Annotated in this window: 17 protein-coding genes and 1 pseudogene; 2 read left to right on the top strand and 16 right to left on the bottom strand. The window is 38.8% G+C overall.

Annotated features, from left to right (window positions below; translation table 11 throughout):
- Positions 1-17 precede the first annotated feature (17 nt).
- The 3 genes from VP97_RS00805 to VP97_RS00795 are packed head-to-tail and all read right to left on the bottom strand — an operon-like array spanning position 18 to position 3,678.
- Complete coding sequence (locus VP97_RS00805; RefSeq protein WP_245629802.1) at positions 18-275, bottom strand: SemiSWEET transporter; 258 nt, start codon at positions 273-275, stop codon at positions 18-20.
- Between the two features lie 19 nt (positions 276-294).
- Positions 295-1,758 carry a 6-phospho-beta-glucosidase BglA gene (gene bglA / locus VP97_RS00800; RefSeq protein WP_050179711.1) on the bottom strand — a complete coding sequence of 488 codons (1,464 nt, stop codon included), beginning with the start codon at positions 1,756-1,758 and terminating at the stop codon, positions 295-297.
- A gap of 12 nt (positions 1,759-1,770) precedes the next feature.
- Positions 1,771-3,678: a beta-glucoside-specific PTS transporter subunit IIABC gene (locus VP97_RS00795; protein ID WP_050179710.1), complete on the bottom strand. Its 1,908-nt coding sequence runs from the start codon at positions 3,676-3,678 to the stop codon at positions 1,771-1,773.
- Between the two features lie 190 nt (positions 3,679-3,868).
- On the opposite strand from VP97_RS00795, the gene VP97_RS00790 reads away from it, so the two are divergent.
- Positions 3,869-4,579 carry a GntR family transcriptional regulator gene (locus tag VP97_RS00790; protein WP_050179709.1) on the top strand — a complete coding sequence of 237 codons (711 nt, stop codon included), beginning with the start codon at positions 3,869-3,871 and terminating at the stop codon, positions 4,577-4,579.
- A gap of 378 nt (positions 4,580-4,957) precedes the next feature.
- On the opposite strand, the gene VP97_RS00785 is transcribed toward VP97_RS00790, so the two are convergent.
- The 4 genes and pseudogenes from VP97_RS00785 to VP97_RS00770 form a co-directional block, all read right to left on the bottom strand.
- Positions 4,958-5,644: an endonuclease V gene (locus VP97_RS00785; RefSeq protein WP_245629801.1), complete on the bottom strand. Its 687-nt coding sequence runs from the start codon at positions 5,642-5,644 to the stop codon at positions 4,958-4,960.
- A gap of 462 nt (positions 5,645-6,106) precedes the next feature.
- Complete coding sequence (locus VP97_RS00775; RefSeq protein WP_050179707.1) at positions 6,107-6,355, bottom strand: hypothetical protein; 249 nt, start codon at positions 6,353-6,355, stop codon at positions 6,107-6,109.
- 219 nt (positions 6,356-6,574) lie between these two features.
- Positions 6,575-6,670: pseudogene (locus tag VP97_RS23070) on the bottom strand (GntR family transcriptional regulator); the annotation flags it as partial.
- A gap of 17 nt (positions 6,671-6,687) precedes the next feature.
- Positions 6,688-8,097 (bottom strand): glycoside hydrolase family 1 protein, encoded by a 1,410-nt coding sequence (locus VP97_RS00770; RefSeq protein ID WP_050179706.1) that lies wholly within the window; start codon positions 8,095-8,097, stop codon positions 6,688-6,690.
- 543 nt (positions 8,098-8,640) lie between these two features.
- Between VP97_RS00770 and VP97_RS00765 the strand changes: the two genes are divergently transcribed.
- Positions 8,641-8,820: a hypothetical protein gene (locus tag VP97_RS00765; RefSeq protein ID WP_050179705.1), complete on the top strand. Its 180-nt coding sequence runs from the start codon at positions 8,641-8,643 to the stop codon at positions 8,818-8,820.
- A 343-nt stretch (positions 8,821-9,163) separates the two neighbouring features.
- Here VP97_RS00765 and VP97_RS00760 read toward each other — a convergent pair whose 3' ends face one another.
- The 9 genes from VP97_RS00760 to VP97_RS00720 form a co-directional block, all read right to left on the bottom strand.
- Positions 9,164-10,177 (bottom strand): tRNA dihydrouridine synthase, encoded by a 1,014-nt coding sequence (locus tag VP97_RS00760; RefSeq protein ID WP_050179718.1) that lies wholly within the window; start codon positions 10,175-10,177, stop codon positions 9,164-9,166.
- Positions 10,178-10,531: 354 nt separating this feature from the next.
- The gene (locus VP97_RS00755; RefSeq protein ID WP_050179704.1) at positions 10,532-11,032 is read right to left on the bottom strand and encodes a helix-turn-helix domain-containing protein; all 501 of its coding nucleotides are present in this window, start codon (positions 11,030-11,032) and stop codon (positions 10,532-10,534) included.
- Between the two features lie 1,134 nt (positions 11,033-12,166).
- Positions 12,167-12,586, bottom strand: coding sequence for an SMI1/KNR4 family protein (locus tag VP97_RS00750; protein WP_050179703.1), 420 nt, complete (start codon positions 12,584-12,586; stop codon positions 12,167-12,169).
- Between the two features lie 24 nt (positions 12,587-12,610).
- Entirely contained in the window at positions 12,611-13,150 is a 540-nt protein-coding gene (locus VP97_RS00745; protein ID WP_050179702.1) for an HNH endonuclease, read from the bottom strand.
- 3 nt (positions 13,151-13,153) lie between these two features.
- Complete coding sequence (locus tag VP97_RS00740; RefSeq protein ID WP_050179701.1) at positions 13,154-16,279, bottom strand: ATP-binding protein; 3,126 nt, start codon at positions 16,277-16,279, stop codon at positions 13,154-13,156.
- 55 nt (positions 16,280-16,334) lie between these two features.
- On the bottom strand, positions 16,335-16,724 hold the full coding sequence (locus VP97_RS00735; protein WP_050179700.1) for a hypothetical protein: 390 nt from the start codon (positions 16,722-16,724) through the stop codon (positions 16,335-16,337).
- Positions 16,725-16,780: 56 nt separating this feature from the next.
- On the bottom strand, positions 16,781-17,215 hold the full coding sequence (locus tag VP97_RS00730; RefSeq protein ID WP_050179699.1) for a hypothetical protein: 435 nt from the start codon (positions 17,213-17,215) through the stop codon (positions 16,781-16,783).
- A complete protein-coding gene (locus tag VP97_RS00725) occupies positions 17,212-19,530 on the bottom strand; it encodes a dynamin family protein (RefSeq protein ID WP_050179698.1) in 2,319 nt (772 codons plus the stop codon). The genes VP97_RS00730 and VP97_RS00725 overlap by 4 nt, the downstream gene beginning before the upstream one ends.
- A gap of 11 nt (positions 19,531-19,541) precedes the next feature.
- The gene (locus VP97_RS00720; RefSeq protein ID WP_050179697.1) at positions 19,542-21,320 is read right to left on the bottom strand and encodes a dynamin family protein; all 1,779 of its coding nucleotides are present in this window, start codon (positions 21,318-21,320) and stop codon (positions 19,542-19,544) included.
- Positions 21,321-21,363 lie beyond the last annotated feature (43 nt).

The raw sequence follows: 21,363 nt of genomic DNA, 5'->3' as shown, positions 1-21,363 counted from the left end.
GTCCAGCTTTCTTTTTATTAATTATACTTTACTTTTAATCCAAGAATAATTAGCGCAAAAAACAGGGTAATCGAATTGGCCAGTATAATTGGCAGATCGTTCGTAAAAATCCCGTACACAACCCAAAGAGCCAGTCCCGCCGCAAACATACTGTACATCAGAAGGGAAATGCCTTCTGTATTTTTTTCTTTGAGTGTTTTAAGCGTTTGAGGCAAGAAAGATAAAGTGGTCAGGCTGGCGCCTAAAATACCAATGATTGTGAAAAGACTCATCATTCATCTCTTTTCCTGGCCATTATTTTTTTACCTGGTTTACAGGTTCTAACTGTTTGCCGTTTGTCGCAATGACATTTTTGTACCATTCAAATGAATCTTTCTTGAAACGTTGCATTGAACCGTTTCCTTCATTATCACGATCTACATAAATCATGCCGTAACGCTTCTTCATTTCACCTGTTGTGAAAGACACAATATCGATAATTCCCCATGGTGTGTAGCCCATCAAGTCAACGCCATCGTATGTGACGGCTTTTTCTAATGCTTCGATATGTGATTTCAAATAATCGATTCTTTGTGTGTCATGAATCGATCCATCTTCTTCTACTGTATCAATCGCACCAAATCCATTTTCGACGATAAAGAGCGGAACTTGATAACGGTCATAGAAACGATTCAATGTGTAGCGCAGTCCCGTTGGGTCAATAGCCCAGCCCCAGTCGCTTGATTTGATATACGGATTTTCTACGCCATTCGGCAGCCCGCCGTTTACGATATCTCCTGCATTATCCTGTTCCACATCACTTTTAACCGTTGTAGACATGTAATAACTGAAGCCCAGGTAATCGACTTTACCGTTACGTAGAATTTCTTCATCCCCGTCTTGGAGTGGAATGCTGTAGCCTTCTCTTTCAAATTCTTTTAGTGCATAGCTTGGGTAATAGCCGCGAACTTGTACATCCGCGAAGAAATAACGCTGTCTCATTTCTTCTTCCGCCAGCATTACGTCTTCTGGATTAGATGAGTAAGGATAAATCGGTACGTGAGACACCATTGCGCCGATTTGGAATTCCGGGTTAATTTCTTTCCCTTTTACGACCGCCAGTGCGCTGGCAACCAGCTCATGATGCCCGGCCTGATACATGACTTCTTTTGCATTTTCGCCTTCTTTAACCACCACGCCGGAGTTTGTCCACAAGAATAACGGGTTACGGACATCCATTTTATTGTTAATTTCGTTAAACGTCATCCAGTATTTTACTTTGTTTTTATAACGCTTAAAGCATACTTCTGCAAACTTGGCAAAGAACTCAACCACTTTCCGGCTTCTGAATCCGCCATATTCCCGTGCCAGATGAAGCGGCATTTCAAAGTGAGACAGTGTAATAACCGGTTCAATGCCATGCTTTAGGAGTTCATCAAATAGATCATCGTAAAATTGCAGCCCTTCTTCGTTTGGCTCCGCTTCATCGCCTTTTGGGAAAATACGGCTCCAGCCGATTGACGTGCGCAGGCATTTCAATCCCATCTCCGCAAAAAGGGCAACATCTTCTTTGTAGCGATTGTAGAAATCAATTGCTTCATGGTTTGGGTAAAACTCATTTTCTTCAATCGTATCGGTAATTTTTCTTGGCACTCCATGCGCACCTGCTGTCATTACATCAACGACACTTGGTCCTTTACCGCCTTGATCCCATCCACCTTCGAATTGGTGGGCGGCTAATGCGCCGCCCCATAAAAAGTCTTTTGGCATGTTTGTCATTGTTTTTCCTCCTTATTTTACGACCGTAAGCAGTCTGTCACTTAATGTACTTGTTTGAATTTTTTCAACAATTACTTCTTGATACGCACTTGAGTTTGTAATGATAATCGGTGTGATCGTTGTCAGTCCTTTGCTGTGAATGAAGTCTTGGTCAAATTCAATTAAGGTATCACCTTTTTTGAATTTGTCACCATCAGCTACCTTCAGCGCAAACGGCTCCCCATTTAAGTTAACCGTATCAAGTCCAATGTGGACAAGCAATTCCACTCCTGATTCTGAACGAAGACCGATTGCATGCTTCGTTGGGGCTACCATCACGACCGTTCCATCAAATGGAGCATGTAGCTTGTTGTCTGTTGGCTCAATCGCCAGCCCCTCTCCCATTGCGCCTGAGCTGAACACTTCATCCGGCACTTCAGAAAGCGGAATCACTTTGCCGTTAAACGGAGCGTATATGGCTTCTTCATTGTTATCAGGATTCGTTGATAGTGCGGCAGCTTCTTGTTGTCCACCTTCAGCTGCAGGTGCATTGTCTGCTTGCTTGGCTGTATCTTCACCGTAGCCAAAGATTTGAACCAATACGATCGGAAGTACGATCGCAATTGCAGCACCGAGTAAAATCCCCCAGATAGACATTGGGTACTCTGAATTGATTCCGTTTACAAGCGTAAGCGGTCCTGGAAGTCCTGCATAAGCAAAGTAATAGGGATTAAAGAAACTTGCGGCAACCGCACCGATTGCACCGGAAATACATCCGAAAATAAAAGGCTTTTTAAATCGTAATGTTACCCCGTAAATGGCTGGCTCTGTAATACCAAATAGCCCTGTTACACCAGCTGAAATGCTGACTTTGCGTGTTTCCTGGCTTTTTGCTTTTAAGATGACACCCAGTACTGCACCAACCTGTGCAATAACGGCGATCGTTTGGTATGCCTGGAACGAATCACGGCCGTATAAATCATAGTTTGCCAGTACCATTGGCGTAATGCCCCAATGAACGCCGAAGATCACGATCACCTGCCAGAATCCGCCGATGATGGCGCCTGCTAGAGCCGGTACATTTTCAGCTAAGAAGTTGTATCCATTCGCAATTCCAGTCGCACCCGCTGTTGTAACAGGGCCGATCAATAGAATTGTCAGCGGTACCATAATCACTAAAGATAAGAATGGAACAAGAAGCGGCCGGACAACTTCGTTGATGTTTTTGTTTAAAAATCTTTCAAGATAAGACAAAATCCATACTAAAAACAGCGGCGGCAGTACAGACGACGTATAAGTCGTTGGTGATAATGCAAGCCCTAAGAAATCCATGCCGTTTCCTTCTGAGATTTGAGCTGCGATTTCTGCCCAGGTTGGGCTTACCAATGCCGCACAGCAGGCAACGGCAATATACAAATTGGTTTTAAAATGATTGGCTGCTGTAATCGCGATAAAAATCGGCAGGAACGTAAATGGTGCCCATGAAATAAAGCTAAATACTTGATAAGTCCCTGTTTCGGCAAAGCTGGGAAACAATAAATTTATAATGATGAGCGCACCCTGCAAAATACCCGCTGCGGCCAAAACGTAGATAAATGGCGCGAACACGGCCGACATGGTCGCAATAATGCGGTTTACAACCGTGCCTTTGTTTTCATTTTGTACATCATCGGTTGTCTGCAGATTTACCAATCCAGCGAACTTCTCGTACACTTCTCCTACGTGCTGGCCAATCACAACCTGAAACTGGCCGCCGTTTTCCACTACGGTAATAACGCCTGGCATAGAGGCTACTTTATCTTTTGCTTTTGGATCTGACCGCTTCAGCACGAGTCTTAGCCGCGTCGCACAGCGTGTCGCTCCAATCACATTTTCTTCTCCGCCAACTGCTTCTAAAATATCTTTTGCAAGCTGAGAATAATCTCTCACTTTTCCGGACATTTGAAACCCTCCTTTAAATGCGTTTTGTTTTGTTAATACGCTTTCATTATAATTGTACCGGTATAATTAATCAATACCTAAACAAAAAAATTGTTTATAAATAATTTAAAATGAGGGTTGTTAGTGAGTTTATGCTATAATACTGTTATAAATAAAGTAAATAACACCAATATATAAACGAGGACGGACTATGTTAAAATACCAGCAAATCGCGGAGGAAATTGAGAAATACATTGAAGAGAATGCGCTCCAGCAGGGAGATAAACTGCCTGTATTAGAAACATTAATGACCCATTTTGAAGTAAGTAAAAGCACCATTACAAAATCGTTGGATCTGTTAGAAAAAAAAGGAGTGGTTTTTCAAGTTAGAGGCAGCGGCATTTTTGTAAGAAGGCACAAAAGAAAAGGCTATATTAGCCTCCTGTCTAATCAGGGGTTTAAAAAGGATTTAGAGGATTACAAAATTACGTCTGAAGTGATTGAGCTAGAAGTAAGAAAACCTACACAGGAAGCGGCCCACAATTTAAACATCAGCCTGGATGATGAAGTGTATTATGTTAAACGGGTCCGGTATATTCAAGAGCAGACGCTATGCTTAGAAGAATCCTACTACAATAAATCTATCGTTCCTTATTTGAATAATGAAATTGTAACTGAATCGATCTTTAACTATATCAAAGAAGGCCTGGGGTTAAAGGTTGGCTTTTCCGATATATACCTGCATATGGATAAGCTAAGCGAGGAAGAAGCAGCATATCTAGGGTTGGAAAACGGTGCCCCTAAACTTTTAGTGGAAAGTATTTTTCATTTAACCAATGGCCAGCCATTTAACTTTTCAAAAGTAACCTATAATTACCAGCAGTCACAGTTCTTTATACAAGCAAACAGCCATTTTTCATAAAATGGCTGTTTGAGCGTGTAGACAAAGTTAGAAAGCACGCTGATTGAAAACGTTTGGCTTTCAAGAAACGCGACCGGCTGTGACGCTGAAAGTGAGCGTTTATCAACAGCCGGAAGCAGTGATTTTCTTAAAATGGCTGCTTGCCTAGTTTCTTTCATGTGAGATTAGCCGGCCTCACCGTGACTCGTTAATCTATCTAAACTCAGCATTTTCTCTTCTTATAGGGCAAACAGGGTGCCCCCGTTCTTCAAAGAAATAAAAAAGACCACTAAAAAGTGATCTTTTACAGTAGAATATCGTTGTTTTGTATTTTCTATCCACCTCTTATCCCTCGGCTTTTTCATCGGAAAGAATGAGCGATCAAAGTTTCAATTTTGTTCATTTCTGATATCTTCTTCTGGCTTCGTGTGTGGCTAAATCGGCATATCTTGTTGTAACAGGCAGACGGCTTTCCTTTTCCACAAAATGCATGGTTATCTTCACCGCTGTATGTAAGTCTATCCAATTTCCGCCTGAGACAAAGACCGGCTTCACATCTGTTCTTGTTCTCAATGCACGTCCATATACTTCTCCGTCGATTACAATATCGGTATATGCGCCTGCTTTATTTTCCGGCATCGTAAAGTCGGTATTATTACCTATCTTCAAATAAGTTTTGGCAATTCCGATTGTTGGTTTCCCTAAATCAAATGAGGCTTGTGTTGCAATGCCCATATGCCGACTATGCAAGTAACCATTTCCGTCAAACATATAAAGGTCCGGACTTGTTTTTAACTTCTCAGCTGCTTTTAAAATAAATGGGAGTTCCCGAAACGCCAGATAACCGGATATATAAGGAACTTCAACTTCCCCTGCATACTCAGCTTGTTCAATGACTTTCTTCGAGGTATAATCCAATACTTGTATACAGCACACACCGTAATTCGCCTTCTGATCAGACCAGTAAGCCAGATCTACTCCCGCCACTAAACGGATTTCATCTAACTGAAACGTATTTTCCAAATGAATCTTTGCTTTCAATGTATTTTGTATATAGTCCCATTTTTCTTCACATTTTTTATCCAATAGCTTTCCGCCTTTCCACATATAATAAATTTGCAGCGAAAGAATGAAGACCATCAATACAACTCAGCTAATCTATTGCCGCCCGTGACAACACCTTATTCCACATTTTCTCAACTGCTTCTATGATTATTAACCCTACAAAATAAAGGAGAAACGGAAGCCAGAGAAACACACAGAAAAATTGAAAAAAAACTTCTTTCGGTCTTATAACCATAACAACGAAAATACCAATGCCAAGATAAATCTCAATAATGTTTAACATCATATCTCTCATAAATATCACAACTTTGATTAAATATGTAGGATTCTATTATAATGTAAACCGCCATTTGTATTGACTATCATAACACACAAAAAAGACAGCCAGATAAATGGCTGCCTTATTAAAAAATGTTATAAACAAGGATCTATTGATGGCGGGCTTTCGCCTGAATCCGGTCCTAGTAAAGAAGCCTTCTTTGATTAGTTGACTTCTAAGAGGTAAAGAGCCTCCCGGCAATCCGGCCCATTCACCGTTTTTTTCAGATTTCGCATGTCCCCATAATAAGTAAGCGGCGGTTTATCATTGGCAGTGACGGTAAAGGCATATTTCTTTTTTGTTTTTTGAATTTCTGAATAGCCATCCTTTCCTTCAACTCGAACAATGGCTCCTTCATTTACCGCTTTGATAGCTTCTGTCGGGGTGACAAATTTTTTCTTAGCTTTCTCCATAGTACCCTCCTGTTATAAAAATTAAGTACTAGTTGCTGCCATCGCCATACACATCACGCTGCTGCACTTATCTTTAACTTGTTCTTTACCCATCAAAATTCAATATAAACAGGATTTTTTTTAAAGTGGGGAATACATCAAAATAAGTGCAGTCTATTTTGGGGCGTAAGCATAAAAAAACCGGTTAAAACCTTGCGTTTTAACCGGTTCCATCTTATTTTATCTAAAGTTGATTCGATTTAAAATTTTTGCTTTCTGATAATGAAAAATAGACTGAGACAACTCAAAAATCGTTCCGTTCGTTAAACATACTGTATAGGCTTTGCCCTTTGTTATAGTTCTTCTCCTCTCGTTTCAATGATTTGCTTGTACCAATGAAACGACAGTTTTTTCTTTCGGTTCAAATTGTCCTGATGATCAACGTAAATAAATCCGTACTGCTTTTTAAACCCATTTAGCCAGCTCAGCAGGTCAATGACAGACCATGCGTAATATCCTTTTAAATGAATGCCTTCTTCAATAGCACGTTTAATTACTTTTAAATGTTCCTCAATGTACTTAATACGAGGAACATCCACGATTTCACCGTCAATGATCGGATCCTCGTCCCCAAGACCGTTTTCTGTTACATACATTTTAATATCACCATAACGATCTTTTAACATATGTAGCCCGTCCAAAAAACCTTGAGGGGAAATTTCCCAGCCCCACTTTGTATATGTTTTATCTTCCATTTTCACCGTCCGATAAAACCCATCAAATGACGGGTTACCAGGAGCCAGGGTAGATGTTTCTCTAGAATGATCCATAGAAGAGACAGCCTCGTGATTTTTTTCTACACGGATAGGCTGATAATAATTAAGACCGATAAAATCATTTTTCTCTGCATTTCTTTTTAACGTATCTAGCTCGTCTTCTGTCCAGCCTGGTGTCCAGCCTTTTTCCTGCAGCTGCTCTACCACATAAGATGGATATTCACCTTTTAAAATCGGGTCGTAATACCAGAAGGTTTCATACTCATTTGCATGCCGGGCAGCAAGGATATTTTCCTGCTGACCATCTACGCTATAAGCTGGTAGGAATACATGTGTAATGCCGATTTCACCGTATTGATTGAGCTGCTTATATAGCTCTACCGCTTTTGCATGGGCATAAAACACGTAATGTGTCGCTTGAAAGTATTTTTTTTCATCATTCTGGATACCAGGCGGATGCGCCCCCTTTAAGTAGCCTAATCCGCAAAACATAACTGTTTCATTGAATGTAATCCAGTGTTTCACACGATCACCGAACGCACGAAAACAAATATCCGCATACTTAACGAAAGCCTCGGCTGTCCGCTTGTTCGTCCAGCCTCCGTCCTCCTCAAGTGTGTTTGGCAGATCCCAGTGGTACAGCGTAACAAAAGGGACAATACCGTATTTTAAACATTCATTGATGACATTGTTGTAAAACTCCAGACCTTTTTCATTTACTTCTCCGTCGCCTGTGGGCAAGATACGTGCCCACGAAACCGAAAAGCGATACGACTCAAGTCCCATCTCTGCCATTAATTTAATATCTTCTTTGTAGCGATGATAATGGTCGATCGCTACATCTCCGTTTGTGCCTTCAAATGTTTTTCCCGGGATTTTCGAAAAGACGTCCCAATTTGTTATTCCTTTACCATCTTCATTCCATGCTCCTTCTACCTGGTAAGAAGCAGAAGCCGCTCCGAATAAAAAGTCATGCGGAAATCTCATATAATATCCTCCATTTGCTGCTTATTTTTAATTTATTGTTATGTATTTCATTTATAGGTACAAATAAGAAGCCCATTATATACCTCTTTGCGCCCTTTGACTACCTGGACTCTATAACAATCAAAAACAATCCTACATAAAAACCAGAGTCAGATACCGCCCTTTACCAAAACTAGCGTCCAACATCACTATGACCGAATAGGTATCACGTATATTTCCAAAAAACTCGGCTGAACAGCATTGGCACTTTTTCAAATCAGGGTGCTGCTTCTTCTCTTCAATAGGCTTTCAATTAAAAAAGTGTGCCATTATTATGGCCCCTGGCAGCAGAATTTATCTATTCTCGTTGTAAACAGAGAGGTAATGAAAAAACATGATCACGGAGATCAAGCATACATTAAGCCGGTTTATTAGTAGCCCAGAAGCAGTATGAAAATATTTGACGGCACAAGAACAAACGGAACGTACATTTGTTTTTCAGCAGACAAACGAAAATATGTTTGGTATACTAAAGGATGAATGTGCCAAAAGCAGGAGAGTATGATGAAAAAAAGAAGAAAAAAGAAAAAAACCGTTCCTTTCTGCTTGTATGCAATGGCAGTCACGGTTTCTGTAGTCGGAAGTAAGCTTGTTTTTGAAAATTTCACAGAAGTACGGGATTTAATATTTGTTATCTCGGCCACCCTGTTTGCTGTTTATTTTACGACAAAAGCGGCAGAATAACGCCTGTTTCCTTCCCTCAGACTTAATGTCTCTTTGTTCGCCGCTCAACCGCTGAGACTGCAAGCCTTTCTCTTTATATGAAAGAAGAAAAATATAGTGCCATTCAAACATCCACTCCGCCGTGTTGGCAGAGTGGATATTTTCTGTCTCCTTAAACCTATATCTAAAACAGCAAACGCTATCCTGGCAAAATGGCGACTGGCTTTATAGTACAGAAAGATGATTACTATTGCAACAAACGTATAAAGCAAAAATTGGCTGGAATGAATTCGGTTCAATACCGCCTTCACACTAGCCAATTATCTGCTTAGTATAAAATCTGACCTTTTGGGGTCATATCCGTTTAACGTCCTGCTTCGCTTTTACTTTGAATGGCGGCTTCACTTATTCCATCAAGATTTTTTGACTCAAAGTTATCGAGCAATGCACGCGCTTCATCAGTTGACGCTGTGTTCATTAATTGATTTCTTAATTCACTCGCCCCTCGAAATCCTTTCACATAGATCTTAAAAAAGCGATGAAGAGCTTTGTACGGACGCAGCTCTAATGCTGAATATTTATCATGAAGATCCAGATGCAGCCTTAAGAGATCAAGCAATTCTTTACTGCTGTGATCCTTCGGCTGCTTTTCAAAGGCAAATGGATTGCTGAAAATACCGCGTCCAATCATAACCCCATCAACACCGTATTGCTGAGCGAGCTTCAAGCCCGTTTGACGGTCAGGGATATCCCCATTGATCGTCAGAAGTGTATCTGGCGCCACCTGGTCACGAAGTTTTTTAATCTCCGGGATCAGCTCCCAGTGAGCATCTACTTTGCTCATTTCCTTTCTTGTACGCAGATGAATGGAAAGATTAACAATGTCTTGTTTTAAGATGTGTGTCAGCCAGCCCTGCCACTCGTCTACATCCGTGAAACCAAGTCTTGTCTTTACGCTTACCGGCAATCCCCCTGCTTTTGCTGCTTGTATTAGCTCTGCTGCAACCTCCGGCCGGCGAATAAGGCCGCTTCCCTTCCCATTCTGTGTCACATTAGGCACAGGACAGCCCATATTGATATCAAGACCCTTAAACCCGAGCTCCGCCATACCAATACTCATTTGCCGAAAATATTCAGGCTTATCTCCCCATATATGGGCTACAATTGGTTGTTCATCCTCTGTAAAAGTCAAACGCCCACGCACACTATGTTTCCCCTCCGGGTGACAATAGCTCTCCGTGTTTGTAAACTCCGTAAAAAACACATCAGGTCTAGCTGCTTCACTTACGACATGACGAAAAACAACATCTGTCACATCTTCCATTGGTGCCAGTATAAAAAAAGGTCGTGGTAATTCACGCCAAAAATTATCTTTCATATTCAAATTCAAATCCTCTCATTCATTAAAGGGATACCTGGACAACCTTATCCCAACATTAAAAAGCAAAATGTCTCTGCTTCCTTTACACTTATACCATGCTTGGGCACTTTTTATCAAACTGATCTTACATGTTTATTTTAACTTTAAAATTTCTGTAAAACCAAAATAATCTCCTGGAATCAAAAAAACGCAAACCCTTATACATCAAGGATTTACGGTTTTAAACATTGACGATTCCTACTGGGTTCAAACCAGCGACCTCTACCCTGTCAGTGTGACATAATCCATATGATTAATAACAGTTTGAGGTAGAAAGTATTGTTATAACAGGCTCAAAAGAATTTGGCAATATCACTTTACTTTCCCAAAAAGCCCTCTTCTTTTTTGTTCTGGCTGTTCAGATATAGCTTTAAACAACAGGCTGCTTGTTCGTCGGACTTCGTATATGATCACATTAAGATGATCCATATTACGTTTAACTTCTTTTTTTAATTCTGCATTCTCTTTTTTGATAGCAATAAATTCGTCCATTATAGCAGCCAATACGTCATTCGACACGGCGGTGTTGTTTGGCACTTCAACTTCAGCCGTTCCGCCTAAAGGTACAGAAGGGGGTGCGCTCAGCATACCGGCTATATCGTTAACCGGTAATTTGGATGAGGCTCTCAGCTCTTTCATCTGCGTTAACGTTGCAACATCTTGCTCCACAAACACACGAGATTTCTTTGGTTTCGCGATTACGTATCCATGTTTCTCAAGTGCGAGACTATAATTTCGCACAGTACTCTGGGAGATACCTACGATCGCAGCCACTTCACTTGTCGTATAGGCTTTTACGATTTCTTCATCCATAACATGAACTCTCCAAAATTTTTATTATTAACTGTCGAAATAAGCTGTCGAACGCCGGCAATTAAATGATCTAAAAAATAAAAAGAGCTCGAGCGTGTTACAGGATAGCACTAACCATCTGTAACCGTCCATCACGACTCAACTGTGATAAACACCTGCTCAAGCCTTTAGTACAAACTATTTTATGGCGCTAATTTTATCGTATTTTGGCAGCTTTTTCAAGAGGTTTCATTTGTCTTTTGCGGTTAAATAAAGAACTTAAAAAAGATACGAGGGAGCAGCTAGATTCCTTATTCCTACGAGGTTCGAACCAGCGACCTCTACCCTGTCAAAGCGAAACAAGCTACATAATTAATTTCAAATATGATAAGGTAGCACCTAACTTATCTAAAGAACGTTAATATAGAGAGATTTGCCGAAATATCAAATAGTCCAGATTGTATCTAATAATTCGAATGGCACCATTTCGGCACCAAAAACGGTGTAACAAAGTCCCCTCTAAACGCTGATATGGCAAGCTTCTTCTATTGCTGCGGAGATTCCGCGGCTTTTTTATATCTTCATGGTTAATTTGATTCCTCTTCAGGTTTCTCCATAGTCAATCATTCAACCAGGTAAAAACATGCGCAGAAATCTGATTGAAACGTATCACACACCTTCACAAAATCTTATCACCAGCGGTCCATAAGTTAAAAACAAATAGGTTATTGAACATAGAATAATGAACAGAATTTTGTGACAAACAAAGCATTAAAAAAGCGCCTTTTTTAGAACCTGACGATCTTGTTCAGAAAAGAACGAGTTTTAGAACAAAAAAATCACAAAATTTACAACAAGAAATAGATACTGCTTCTAATATTAAAAAAGTAAATCAAAAGCATATAAATTTTAGGTACTGAAAAAGAGAGAACAATTTCTCTCCCTTTTTAAAAAACATTGCTATTCTGATTTGTTACAATACATTTGAATCCCTTTTATTGTTATATTCTTGATATTTGAAATAAAAGCTACGCTATACCTTACTCTTGTGACTGCAACATAAAATTTATCTAAGATGATATTATCCAAGTCTCGCTCACCAGTTTGTAAATAATGAATGCAGCCAGGACTGCGTCAAAATGTCAGTTCTTAATCTTAAAAACCATAAAACCGTTTTATAAATTGTTCTAAATTGTCTGCCACATACTCAACTTTACTGTTTTCATGAGACCAATAAACAATCGGAGCTTCATTTTCTAAAGGATCCAGATCAAAACAAAAATAGTTGCCACCCTCATCACTCATAAAAGGGATTACATTGACCGGAAGCCTTTCCTTTACTGCTTGATAACTTGACCAAATATCTTCCGGCTTATCGCTTTCATTAAAAGACAGAAGTGATTTTGCGGGGATTTCTTTTGTATTTTCTGCATCAATAAGGTATGGTTCAGGACGAGCAGCATGATGTTGCTCAATTAGTTCTTTAAACTCTTGAGGAAAACCTATTTTATAAAGCTTTTCGAATGTTTCTACTTTTTGTTTTTCTTTTAATTCTTTCTTTAAAATCCATTCCATAACTATTTCCTCCTAGATTACGTATTAACGGAATTCTTGCCCGCCACCCCAAATTGCTCGACCGCCTGTATGAGGTGTTCTATCATGAATCTCTTTATCAACTAATTGTAGTACGCCTGGTTGCTCTGAGTGATGCCATACATAACCGTCAGGTGTACGTCCACGTGAAATCTGCTCAAGTTGCTCGGGTGTAAATTTCTCTGCCAACTCCGGATTAGCATCAATAGCCTCTTTAAGTTGATTTGTAGCTTCTCTAAACTGGCGGCCATCTGAATCTAAATACTGCAATTCGTCTAGTTTCGCATCAAATGTTGATTCAAACTCTGGAAACACCCCATCAACAACCTCGCCATTTCCTAAGTCAACTTCTTTCCTTTCATAGCGGACACCTGTTTCCGGATGCTCTTTTCCTTCTAAATCTGAACGCCTTGTTTGAATTTCTGTAACAGGTGTTTCTTTCACTGTACTTATTTCACTATTTTTACTGATCTCCGATGTTGCTTCAGCAATCTCTTTCGATGCTTCGATAAATTCCTTAGTTATCGCTAACACTTCACCTATCATAATTCAAAACACCTCTCTTTTAGATTCATATACTAACCATTCATCATACTGGGCTTGAAAAGATGGATTTTGCTTTAAATAAGCCAATAATAGGCATTGAATCAATAAAGAAGCATATTTTTGTTCTTTAAATTTCACATGAAGTTCAAGCGCTTTTAACATTTTGTTTCTAAACTCTTTCATATCACTTGCTTGTTGCGCATAATAAACCATCGAATTTGGATTGATAAACGAGCTAATTATACCCGAAACAAGTTTTAAACCACCCTGTTCCCAGTACTTGAATGTACCTGTACGTTTTAACCGATCAATCTCATTCTCTAGCGTTAATCTGATATGTTGTGGCATTTCTAAAGTAGCTAAACTCCCTAAACCTGCTTCGATGTTGTTCGTATTAATTGATTGATTAGGGTAAATATAACCATAAAGCAACAATTCAACGACTGCAGTTCTATGATCACGAGCTAGCTTTAATTGTTGACGACGTTTATCTTCCATCACAAAGGGTTTTTCATTTGCAAAGTGGTGAATTGAGCACAACACAGGCTCAAGCCAATTATTTTGATAAATGATCGCAACACCTGTTTCAAGTTTCGGAATTTCATCTAATTGTTCTTCGTTTAAACTTGCAGATGCTCCGACTTCCTCTCGATCTGCGCTATCTGGTAAACGCATGATAATTTTCGTGTTTGTATTACGGATAACAGATGTATCTAATAAGTTAGGCGATTGGTCTGCAATAATGAAACCTTCACCATATGTGCGCATTTCCGCAATAGCATTCGTCAGCATTTCTACAGATTTCCCCTGTAAGTTAGCACCTTCGCTAGATTGTGTCGTAGATGTTTTACGTAATAAATGATGTGCTTCTTCTAAAACGGTTACATGTTTCAATGGTATATTCATGCCATCTGTATATGCCATACGGTGCTCTTGCAAGCGCATGAACAGAATACCCATTAACAACGATTTCGTTTCCGCAGACCCTACACGACTTAAATCAACGATACAGTTTTCATCAAATAAAATCGCATTATCCACTTCTAAATCCGAGAAAATATTAGCGAAAAGTCCTGAAGTTAAAGATTTTACACGCGTAACGAGGGCACCGACATAGTTGCTCTTCACTTCTTCTGAATAGCCTGACGCTTCAATAACACGAGGCAATACAGTTACTAATTGCTTTAATGTCGGGAAAACCGGCTGATGTTCAAAATGGTATGAGTTATCCAAATCCCATCCGGCTTCAATATAAACACGCTCAATAGATTCACGCAAAACTGCTGGCATAGCAGCTGACATTTCCCAACACGCATTAAAAATTTCGACTAAACGTTCAATATGCTCTAATACGTGAATATTGTTTGGGAAGCGAAAAGGATTAATCTTTAAAACAGGCGCAAACTGTGGATTCGTGCCAAATACGTGCACCCCTTTATAACCGCCAAAAACCGATTTATATTCTCCCTTGGCTGGCTCAATAACTAAAAACTTTACCTTTTGGTTGTTTAATTGATCCAGTATACGATAAATTGCATTGGATTTCCCTGAACCTGTAGACCCTGTAATAAATGTGTGCTGCGCCAGGCTGTCGATATCCAGGTGAACATCTGTTTTTTCTTTTTGCCCCATATAATAAATGTGGCCAAGGCTAAACGTACGATGATTTTCTTTTAAACCAACCTGGTGTACATTACGGCCAAATTCCGCCATTTCAATGACCGGTATCCCATTAATTGATTTGCGCGGCAAACCATAAGCAATGGCTAACTCGCGTGAATTAATTAATGTTCCTGCAGATAAATGTGGCAGATCCTGCCCGCTCGTACTTGGCAAATACATCTTGGGATGTGACAGCTTTTCCAGATACTCAATGACTTTTGGCGTTTGCGGATTACGACTGTTCCAATTGTTAATGCTCGAGCCTTCGAGTGCTGAATTGTCTCCCCGGATAATGGCTTGATAGTTGGTTGCAGCTATGCGTGCTGTTTGCTCATCCTCTGCCAAGAAGTAGCAGCTGTAATGCCATAATCCTAAATCTTCAGCCCTCTTCAGCCTTTCTAACTGTTCATCAATTTTCTCTAATAAAGATGTAATGGTTTTGTTCTCTAAATGCACTTGCATAGTACTTGATGTTCCCTGTGTATCTGTTGTATTTTTAGAGGTATTTGTTGAAGCAGCAGTAGAAGTACCTGACGTCGATGAACTGCCTGTCGTATTCGATTGATTTGTATTGTAATTGACCGTCGTACCACGAGACGAACCTGTTTTACCTCCTGTAAACCCAACGATTGTACTTTTTATAATATTTAATCCCTGATTATCTGTATGGCTTTGGCTGTTGCCTTCTGAGCTGCCTTCTGTATAACTTTGAGTCTTTGTAATGCTGTCATTAACTGTATTTGTAATACCTTCGCTAATGCCTTCCGTTAAAGACTGGCTATCATTTTTGCCTGTTGTCAAATCTGTTTTTTGGAAAGGAATAAGGCTCGTATACATCTCTTCATAACCCTGACGGACTTTAATAGCTTCCTGGCTTGAAATCGCATCAGCGATAAACATAGCAGAGAATGCTTCGCCCCTCATGGAATCAATCAGTTTTTCCAAACCTTGGACATATTCCTTTTTATCTACTTCTTTTAATGAAGGAATACCTGTTACACTGCAAATATTTTTTGCCTGCTTATTTGGCGCCTCAAGTATTTTGGACAATATGCTATCGATATCTTTCTTCATTAAATTCTCTAGTTGAGTCCCTGGGAAGTTCCCTTTAAAACTTTTTTCAAGCCCGTCTTTGGCCGCCACTGCATTATCTGAGCGATTCCCTATAAAGAGACGCACCTCTTCCCCATCGCTGTTAATGATCAGTGTCAAAGCGCTTCCCAAACTTCCAACAGCATTGAAAACACTTACTAATTTTTCTGTTACATCCTCATTCTTATCATAAACAATCTTTGTAATTTCCAGTAAACGAATATTTTTTTGTGTAGAGATTTGTGCTAATTGACTCGATAAAGGCATGACTTCATAATTTGATAATTCATGCAAGTGGCTGCGCTCTAAATATTGCTCTACCAATTGCAGCGATTGTTCTAATTTTTCCTCTGCTCGAACCGTTGTTAATTCCATTATGCACCTCATGAAACGAATACCCCTAGGCAGCAGTCATCTAGGGGTATTCGGATTAATGTTGTTCTTTATTTTGTTCAGCATGATTTGATAGATCCAGAATTCGCTTCCGTTGCGTCTCGATTTCCTGGTCTTTTTGCTTGATTTCATTTTTTAAAGAAGCGACTTGCATATAAAAGTCTTTTTCGCTCACGTGGTTCTTATGCTCCTCAAGTTCTGCATGCAATTCACGAATAGTCTCTTCTTTTTCTAGAATTTTAGCATTAAAAAGCGCTTCTTCTTTTTCAAGCTTTTTTATTTGTTCGTTTAACCTTGTAATTTCATAGTTTTCCTGACTATGAATCTGGCGAAGCTGGTCTTGTAATCCTTTATTACGCTTTTCTTCTCTATAAAGCTGCCGGTTTAATTCATCTAATTTATTTCGTAAAGATTTAATGGCACCCAAAACAGGAAGTTCAGAAGAAAAGGGAATTTTTTTTAATATCCCATCTATTTGGTCTATTATTTCACCGCCAGATAAATGACTACTCCTACCGCCAGAACTGTTGCTCCAGCTAACAGAAACTTTCCCATATCCGATTTACCGCCTTGTTGCTGTTTAATCGAAGGTTGTTGGGCAGATTGAGAACTATTTAATTCTTCACGATATGCATGACGACCAACTTTTAATGCATGTTCTAAGCATTCTTTTGATAAGTTTGTCAATAAGTGCGACTGCAACTCAGCAAAATATTCTTTCGTCCATTTAGACCGATCAGATAAAAGTTCTGTACCATCATGCGCTTGCCAAAGCTGAATTCCTTTTGCATCGACAGTTGCCATTGCTTCTTTTACTTTTCCGGACTTATCTAATGGATCAGCTGATAAATATGCTACGATTGCCGATTTTATCCCTCTAATATTATTAGATTGTATGGCCTCATTTAATTTACTCATTCTGCTACTCCTACTTTCTCTTTTAGTTCTAAAATATTTTCTAGTTTCATTGTAAAACTTTCTAACCATTGCTTTTGCTGTTTCTTCAACTCATTTTCTTCTTCAAGTAGCTCCGTTTGTTGCGTATGTTTTTTAATTTCTCTCACACGCTCATGCATTACTTCATCCAGACGTTCAATTTCACCAATGAAAAACGCTTGTAATCGTTTCAGCTCACCTTGCATAAAGACTTGAGCATTTTCAATGTTCTCAACAAATGAATCAGTGATTGGCTCCAAGAATGATTCGGCGATATCATTCATATCCACATATTCCACATTGCCATAAACGTCTTCTTCATAAGAGCTTGATTGGAGCCACGTCCATGGTTTAAACCATCTTTTATTTTCATTGGCTACCGTTCTTGTTCCAATAACTTCTCGTTCTGTATACGTGAAATCATTTAATAATTGATCAATATCCGGTGTATCTAATGTAATTGCCTTATTCCAATTACTCACCGGAATATCAGAACGATCAAATTCAATTAATCCGTCTACGTAGTTTTGATACTCTTCTAAATATGATTTTGCTGTGTCACGTAATGACATAGATAAGATTTTTTCAATATCTGTTATAGCATCATCTTGAATCATTAATACTTCTTTCTGCATTTTATAAAGAAGAACATCTGCCTCTCCTTTTTTTATTTTCCCTGTACGTAATTGTTCAGCTACCTTATTAATATCACGACCCAACACTTTTTTATTTAAATCTCTAAAATATGGTGTGGTATCGAAGCTCATGCCTCTAATTTTTTTCTTAAATTCACTAACTTTATTCCCTTGCGCCAACTGCTCTTCTATTTCTTCCATTTTCCTTGCAAGGGCTAAACGTGCCTCTTCATTCTCTGCAAGCTCATCCTGCAGATTCTGCATGAACTGCTGCTGTTCTACGATCCGTTTGAATGTATTTACGGCGTTTGTAATCTTAGAAGTCACAGCATATTTATCAAGATACTCATTGATGGCGGCTTCTACACTCGGAACTCCTGTATAATAGAGCGCTTCTGCCTGTTTATCTTCTTCATTTTTTGCTGCTTGGATTTTTTCATTAATTGAATTTTTTAAGGAAGAGCTTAACGGTGCATATTCATTTAAATGCATGGTTTCTTCTTCCAAGAATAAATCAATGCCTGCTAATGCATTTTTTTCTTGTCGTGTTAAGCTCTCACCTTTTTGTGCTTTACGGATTACTTTGGCCGTTTGTGCAGAAACTGGATAAATATTTGGATTTTTGATTCCCTGTTGTTCTAAGTACACCCGAACATTTTCAAGGGCATCGCTTAAATACTCGCCTTTTTCAGGATCAAATACATCTACTTTGTTTACCGCGAAAATAAAGCGGTCTTTTGATTGTTTCCCGCCTACTGCCATTGCATCTGCCACTGTACGTAACAAGGCAAAGTCATCATCTGTACGTAATTGTGTTGCATTAAGTACGTATAATACCATTGGTTTATCATCACTTTTAATGACCTTTAATGTATGCTCACGGTGAGATCCATCCATTGAGTTGTTTGGCCCCGGTGTGTCAACTAATACAAGATTCATTTTACCTGATGAAATTGACGGGATATTGCCTTCAATTTCTACCATCGCAATTTCTGGATCATTGTTAAATGCATCAAAGTCTTGTAATGATGCTTCATTAATCGATTTAAATGGTAGGTAGTATTCCTCACCTTGGGGACCCGTTTCCAATTTATGCGCAACTGCTGAGAATCCTGCCGCATTTGGCGTATTGCGAATTCGGGAAATTTTTGCTGTACATGCCTCGTTTTTAGATGGCATTAAATCTGTTCCTAAAAAAGAGTTAATTAATGTTGATTTCCCAGAACTCATTGTTGCAATAACCGCAATTTCAAATTCACTGTTTAGTGCCTTTTCAAAATTCATGCGAATTTTCGGATCACGTAATTCTGGAAAAGGACCTGACTGCATTAAATCTACTAACTCTTCTAATTCGGTAAATTTGTCTTCCGTTTCTTGAACCGGTATATAATTTAACGTAATTTGGCTATTTACATGCTGATCTGTATAGGCATTGCTTGCAGATACGATATCTTCAAAGTCTGCTAATGTACCTGTAAATGTTAATTCCAATACATTATCGTTAAGTACCTCGACCAGCAATGGAAAAAGCTCCTCTACCCATACTTGTAAGCGACTTCCCTGAAATTTATCGAATTTAGTTTCTGTTATGAAGTCCAATGAATCCATTTTTAGTACTGTCTCAACTTTGAAAGGGTTATACTTCATTTGAATAATTGACATGGCTAAGCTCCTTATAAACATTTAATGACTTCTACCATACCTGAGTGCAGTAAAAGCTCTTTTTGTTGTTCAGTAATATTTTCAGCAAATTGCACATTATTTTGTAAATAGCTTTCTGTATATTGCGCATATTGAGATAAGTCATATTCCTCTTCGAGCATTAATTCTCTGAAGAAGCGTAGTTGATTACGCTCTTTTCGCGTCATAGATAAACCATTTACTTCATTTTGTACAAGTTTTGCTGCTAAAGCTGATACAAATAACACATTTGGTTGTTCAAATCCTTTAGCTTGCAAATAGCGCAGTACATTTTCCTTTAGGACTTTTACTGATTCTGTTTCGTTGTTATCAAATTCATCGACTTTATTAACAATAAAATAAATCTGCTTGTGTGGTGCTTCTTTCAGTACATCTTGAACCAATTGCAGCAGCACTACATCATCATCTGTCCCTAACTGTGTACTGTTTAGAATATAGAATATTTTTTCGTATTCTCCGCCAATGGCTTGTTCCATTACTGTGCGATGGTTAACATCCATAGAATTATTAGGACCTGGTGTATCAATAAATGTAAGATTTTTATTCGTTTGCACCGCTGCCCGCGCTGGTCCTTGGATGTAAAGTGTATGACCCGGTTCTGAGTCATTCCAATGAGCAACGACATCGGAGGTTACTTCATCGAATACCTCAGGCTCACCGGTTTTCTCCTTCCACACTAAGTACTGGCTTCGATCAGTGACACTGTACTCAAATACTTTAGCTGTACATGCTTCATTTTTAGAAGGGAAAAAGTCATATCCTAATAGACTATTTAAAAATGTCGATTTTCCGGCACTCATTGTTCCAACAACTAAAATTTTATGATTTGGTTCCAGCACTTTAAATGCTTGCAACTGGAACTCTCTTACATATAAGGCTAGATCACTGTACTTTGTAATTTTCGTAAATACATCCGCGTACTGGTAAACTTCTGCCTTTAGTAAATTTGTGAACTGTATAATTTCTTCAACTTCTTGTGTATTCAGTTTTAAATTTATCAGTAGTTCGTTGTTTATCTTCTCACCAATATGGACAAATTTCGGTACGAGAAGCATGGTCTCTGTAAGCAACAAGGTGTTCCATGATTCACGCTCAATATGATCCGCACTCAAAATCAAACGTGGTGCACAAAAATGTTTAATTTCTTGTAATGTTTTCAAACTAGCAGTTTCAGAAATACCTAGTTTATTTGCAAAAATTTGTGCGTTTTCAACATGTGCCGGAGCAAGGTGGTTTAAAATAGCCGCCAAGGCTTCAACGTAACTTTTTCTGAACTCAAGATTTTTAGATTGAATTGGGTGATTTTTCAAATTCAAATTTTCTAAAAAACAAGCGTAATCCTCATTTAAACGATTAAACAAGCTGTTTTGCGCCATTTTTTCACATTTTAAAGAAAACCATTCGTTATATTTCTGAACATCAAAGTTCTTTAAACAAGCATTTATTTCATCTTCAGAAAGGGGTGACACTCGTTCAACATAATCTAATAGCTTGTTTAAGTGTCTTGATTCACTTTCACTTAATGTTTCTTTACGAAGTAACTCTATAGTTTCGGTCGCAAAATAGGCTTGAAGTTCAATTTTTTTTAGTTCTTTTTCAAGCTGGTGTCGTTTCATTATTGACATACGCTGTTTCAACTTGAAATTTATCAGTAGTGCAGATTTAAAGGCTTCTATCCATTTAATATAAAGCTGATTTTTAAAATGAAAAGAAGTGGCTTTATCTACTTTTTCATGAAGTATAACAGACAATTTGACACATCCTCTTTAATCAATTTGTTCTTTGTCTGGCCTT

It is taken from the genome of Domibacillus robiginosus (assembly GCF_000966195.1).
Classification (GTDB): Bacteria; Bacillota; Bacilli; order Bacillales; family Domibacillaceae; genus Domibacillus; species Domibacillus robiginosus.
The sequence above is the reverse complement of the archived record's forward strand: the minus strand, read 5'-3'. Positions and strand labels throughout refer to the sequence as shown.

What these genes read in the sequence shown, in the direction of transcription:
- VP97_RS00745 (WP_050179702.1), bottom strand. Translation starts at nt 13,150, where the DNA reads ATGATAGGTGAAGTGTTAGCGATAACTAAGGAATTTATCGAAGCATCG.
- VP97_RS00765 (WP_050179705.1), top strand. Translation starts at nt 8,641, where the DNA reads ATGAAAAAAAGAAGAAAAAAGAAAAAAACCGTTCCTTTCTGCTTGTAT.
- VP97_RS00730 (WP_050179699.1), bottom strand. Translation starts at nt 17,215, where the DNA reads ATGAGTAAATTAAATGAGGCCATACAATCTAATAATATTAGAGGGATA.
- VP97_RS00770 (WP_050179706.1), bottom strand. Translation starts at nt 8,097, where the DNA reads ATGAGATTTCCGCATGACTTTTTATTCGGAGCGGCTTCTGCTTCTTAC.
- VP97_RS00795 (WP_050179710.1), bottom strand. Translation starts at nt 3,678, where the DNA reads ATGTCCGGAAAAGTGAGAGATTATTCTCAGCTTGCAAAAGATATTTTA.
- VP97_RS00760 (WP_050179718.1), bottom strand. Translation starts at nt 10,177, where the DNA reads ATGAAAGATAATTTTTGGCGTGAATTACCACGACCTTTTTTTATACTG.
- VP97_RS00740 (WP_050179701.1), bottom strand. Translation starts at nt 16,279, where the DNA reads ATGGAATTAACAACGGTTCGAGCAGAGGAAAAATTAGAACAATCGCTG.
- VP97_RS00790 (WP_050179709.1), top strand. Translation starts at nt 3,869, where the DNA reads ATGTTAAAATACCAGCAAATCGCGGAGGAAATTGAGAAATACATTGAA.
- VP97_RS00725 (WP_050179698.1), bottom strand. Translation starts at nt 19,530, where the DNA reads ATGTCAATTATTCAAATGAAGTATAACCCTTTCAAAGTTGAGACAGTA.
- VP97_RS00750 (WP_050179703.1), bottom strand. Translation starts at nt 12,586, where the DNA reads ATGGAATGGATTTTAAAGAAAGAATTAAAAGAAAAACAAAAAGTAGAA.
- bglA (WP_050179711.1), bottom strand. Translation starts at nt 1,758, where the DNA reads ATGACAAACATGCCAAAAGACTTTTTATGGGGCGGCGCATTAGCCGCC.
- VP97_RS00775 (WP_050179707.1), bottom strand. Translation starts at nt 6,355, where the DNA reads ATGGAGAAAGCTAAGAAAAAATTTGTCACCCCGACAGAAGCTATCAAA.
- VP97_RS00755 (WP_050179704.1), bottom strand. Translation starts at nt 11,032, where the DNA reads ATGGATGAAGAAATCGTAAAAGCCTATACGACAAGTGAAGTGGCTGCG.
- VP97_RS00805 (WP_245629802.1), bottom strand. Translation starts at nt 275, where the DNA reads ATGATGAGTCTTTTCACAATCATTGGTATTTTAGGCGCCAGCCTGACC.